The organism is Bartonella bilalgolemi (assembly GCF_023500045.1).
GTDB classification, from domain to species: Bacteria; Pseudomonadota; Alphaproteobacteria; order Rhizobiales; family Rhizobiaceae; genus Bartonella; species Bartonella bilalgolemii.
The window spans coordinates 5,001-8,639 of record NZ_JAMCOF010000019.1; the positions used below are offsets into that span (position 1 = coordinate 5,001).

At 43.5% G+C, this 3,639-nt stretch carries 1 protein-coding gene, 1 tRNA gene and 2 rRNA genes (1 of these 4 cut by a window edge); 3 read left to right on the plus strand and 1 reads right to left on the minus strand.

What is annotated here, in order from left to right; all coding sequences use genetic code 11:
* The 3 genes from M4Z11_RS07110 to M4Z11_RS07120 form a co-directional block, all read left to right on the plus strand.
* Positions 1-1,293 (plus strand): 23S ribosomal RNA (locus M4Z11_RS07110); it begins 1,521 nt to the left of the window's first position.
* Between the two features lie 87 nt (positions 1,294-1,380).
* Positions 1,381-1,495 (plus strand): 5S ribosomal RNA (rrf, locus tag M4Z11_RS07115).
* Between the two features lie 87 nt (positions 1,496-1,582).
* Positions 1,583-1,659 (plus strand) — tRNA-Met (locus M4Z11_RS07120).
* A gap of 500 nt (positions 1,660-2,159) precedes the next feature.
* Here the strand turns inward: M4Z11_RS07120 and M4Z11_RS07125 are convergent.
* Complete coding sequence (locus tag M4Z11_RS07125; RefSeq protein WP_249677959.1) at positions 2,160-3,251, minus strand: YrzE family protein; 1,092 nt, start codon at positions 3,249-3,251, stop codon at positions 2,160-2,162.
* Positions 3,252-3,639 lie beyond the last annotated feature (388 nt).

Genomic DNA, 3,639 nt, shown 5'->3' on the forward strand with positions numbered 1-3,639 from the left:
GCAATTCCAGGAAATAGCTCCCACTTATAGACCGTACCCGAAACCGACACAGGTGGACAGGTAGAGAATACTAAGGCGCTTGAGAGAACTACGTTGAAGGAACTCGGCAAATTGCACGCGTAACTTCGGAAGAAGCGTGACCCTTTAGCGGGCAACCGTTAAAGGGTGGCACAGACCAGGGGGTAGCGACTGTTTACCAAAAACACAGGGCTCTGCGAAGTCGCAAGACGATGTATAGGGTCTGACGCCTGCCCGGTGCTGGAAGGTTAAGAGGAGATGTGCAAGCATTGAATTGAAGCCCCAGTAAACGGCGGCCGTAACTATAACGGTCCTAAGGTAGCGAAATTCCTTGTCGGGTAAGTTCCGACCTGCACGAATGGCGTAACGACTTCCCCGCTGTCTCCAACGTAGACTCAGTGAAATTGAATTCCCCGTGAAGATGCGGGGTTCCTGCGGTTAGACGGAAAGACCCCGTGCACCTTTACTATAGCTTTACACTGGCATTTGTGGCGATATGTGTAGGATAGGTGGTAGACTTTGAAGCAGGGGCGCAAGCCTTTGTGGAGTCGTCCTTGAAATACCACCCTTATCGACATGGATGTCTAACTGCGGTCCGTTATCCGGATCCAGGACAGTGTATGGTGGGTAGTTTGACTGGGGCGGTCGCCTCCTAAAGAGTAACGGAGGCGCGCGATGGTAGGCTCAGAACGGTCGGAAATCGTTTGTTGAGTGCAATGGCATAAGCCTGCCTGACTGTGAGACTGACAAGTCGAGCAGAGTCGAAAGACGGTCATAGTGATCCGGTGGTCCCGTGTGGAAGGGCCATCGCTCAACGAATAAAAGGTACGCCGGGGATAACAGGCTGATGACCCCCAAGAGTCCATATCGACGGGGTTGTTTGGCACCTCGATGTCGACTCATCGCATCCTGGGGCTGGAGCAGGTCCCAAGGGTATGGCTGTTCGCCATTTAAAGCGGTACGTGAGTTGGGTTCAGAACGTCGTGAGACAGTTCGGTCCCTATCTGCCGTGGGTGTAGGAATATTGACAGGATCTGTCCCTAGTACGAGAGGACCGGGATGGACGTATCTCTGGTGGACCTGTTGTGGCGCCAGCCGCATAGCAGGGTAGCTATATACGGACGGGATAACCGCTGAAGGCATCTAAGCGGGAAACCCACCTGAAAACGAGTATTCCCTGAGAACCGTGGTAGACCACCACGTTGATAGGTCAGGTGTGGAAGTGTGGTAACATATGAAGCTTACTGATACTAATCGTTCGATAGGCTTGATCGTTCTCATTCCCTCTATTCATTCTAAACAATAAAACAAATTAAAACATCATATGAGACAACTTCTCTTTCTTTCTATGCTCTTCGCTGACTTGGTGGTTATGGCGGAGCGCCTGCACCCGATCCCATCCCGAACTCGGCCGTGAAACGTTCCAGCGCTGATGGTACTTTGTCTTAAGACACGGGAGAGTAAGTCGCTGCCAGGTCTGCTAAGCGCATAGAAATAATTCTTCAACACTCTTCAAAAAATATCTACAAATCGTCGTATTCTTGCTGCGACAATTCTTTAATGACGCGGGGTGGAGCAGCCCGGTAGCTCGTCAGGCTCATAACCTGAAGGCCGCAGGTTCAAATCCTGCCCCCGCAACCAATCTCCCCACACACACAACCAATCTTGCCGTAATCAATCTTGCCACATCCAATCTTGTATGCACAAAATAACCCTAAAAATAAGCGCAACAAGAGACTAATAGGCAACGAAAAAAACACAAAAAAATTGCTTCCTCCAAAAAATTGCTTCCTCTTTGTAGAGCTGTCACCTGCCTCTTCGTATAGTTATTGCTTGGAAAATAATAAAAACGGGGAAAATAATAAAAACGGGGAAAATAATAAAAAAAACAGGAAGATAAATCCATTCTCTTCTGTTCCCTATAAATTAATTTGCCGGATCTTGAAACAATGAGGCGACTGGAAAAAATAATCCAACTTGGGACAAAAAATATCTAGGGAACAAAAAAATATCCAGGATGCTTCAAATAAAAAGGATCTTTAATAAAAAAGCTGCACACGCGGTGCAGCTTTGTAAAAGCGGTCTGCCTTTGAAGAGTGTTTATAGGCTGACAAATATCTTTTGTCTCAAAATCTAAGTGTTTAAAATCTGTAAGAATGACAACGTCTCTTATGACCGTAATATCCAGAAATGCTCGCAATTAAAGCACCAAGAAGACTAGCAAAAAAACTCCACAAACCAATCTTAGAAGCCGTGTTAATAGCTTTATCAGCAAGCTCAACACCGTTTTTGGCTACTTTATCAACGTTATACGAGAGACCCTTTACTTGTTCGTTCAGGGATTGAATAGCTTCTTTAGTCTTCTTGTTCGCTGTTTGATAAACTTCAATTGCACGCTCTGCAGTCTTTTCTGCTTCAGCTTGTGATAGCCCGTTGTTAGTCAAGTGATGGATGACGTCACGACGATCAATTTGGGTATTGAGCTTTTTAACACGATCCGAAAGACGTTCGCCAAGTTGTTTAACCAAAGGACGATAGTTAGAAGGATCATTCTTAAAAGCTGTGATGGTCGAACGAATATCTTTGATTGATCCTCTATAAGCATTATAGAGATTGTCCGGATTGAGGGCTGGAATATCGTTTTTATTTAAAAGGCCCTGTAAGTCATTGCTGAGTTTGTTAAAATCAAACAGAGCATTATTTTTATCGTTGAAAAAATCCTCAAAATTCTTACCCTCCGTGAGCGAGACAAGTTTCCCACCTTCCGAACCAAAACCACTGATCGCTTGTCCTGTTGCACTGGCAACTCCTGAAACAGTCTTCGCTCCTAAATGAACTGCTCCAGAAAGTAAAAGTGTACTTTGGATCGCCACTAAAAGCATAAAAAGGGCCCAGGTCAAAAAACCGTGAAGTGCTCCTGAGTGGCTCGCAAAACGACCAGCAATATAACCTCCAAGGCTGAAGCTTAGACAAAAAATAAGGATCGAACTCACGCCAATAGAAAGAAAACTATTCTCTAGCGAAAAGGGGGAAACAAAACTCATTTGGCTAAAGCCTAAGGCGGCTAACAAAAAGGAAAAACAGACCGACGTTGCTAAAAGCGTTAGTAAGCCAGCAAATATCGAGGACCAAGATAAAGCAGGCGGAGTATAGTGACAACTCTCTGTCTCTAAAGAAAATTCGCCTGTAAAATGTCTCTCTAAGGGATGCTTCGTTGGGATCCGCGTTTCCATATCTCTCTCTCCTTCAATAATTCTTAAACTTAAAATGATCCAAACCAAATCGAGTTCCAAAAAAAATTAAAAAATCAAGAAAAGGAAATTAAATAAAAAATCCTCAATAAAAAGCCAAAATTAAATCTTCTCCCTCTGCACAGTAAAAGAAAAAAGAAAAATAACACAAGCAAAAATCAACAATAAAATCCCTTAGCCTCATCTAAAAAAGACAAAATACCATAGAATTTAAGAGACCTCACACAACAAAAAATCCCCACAAAAGCTGCTCATAAAAATCAAACTCTAAAAAAAACATAAAATGTCCGCTGTAAATACAGAAAATAACAGATAAATATAAAACAATAAAACTTCACACAAAAAAATAATAAAATTGTCAAAAAATTGT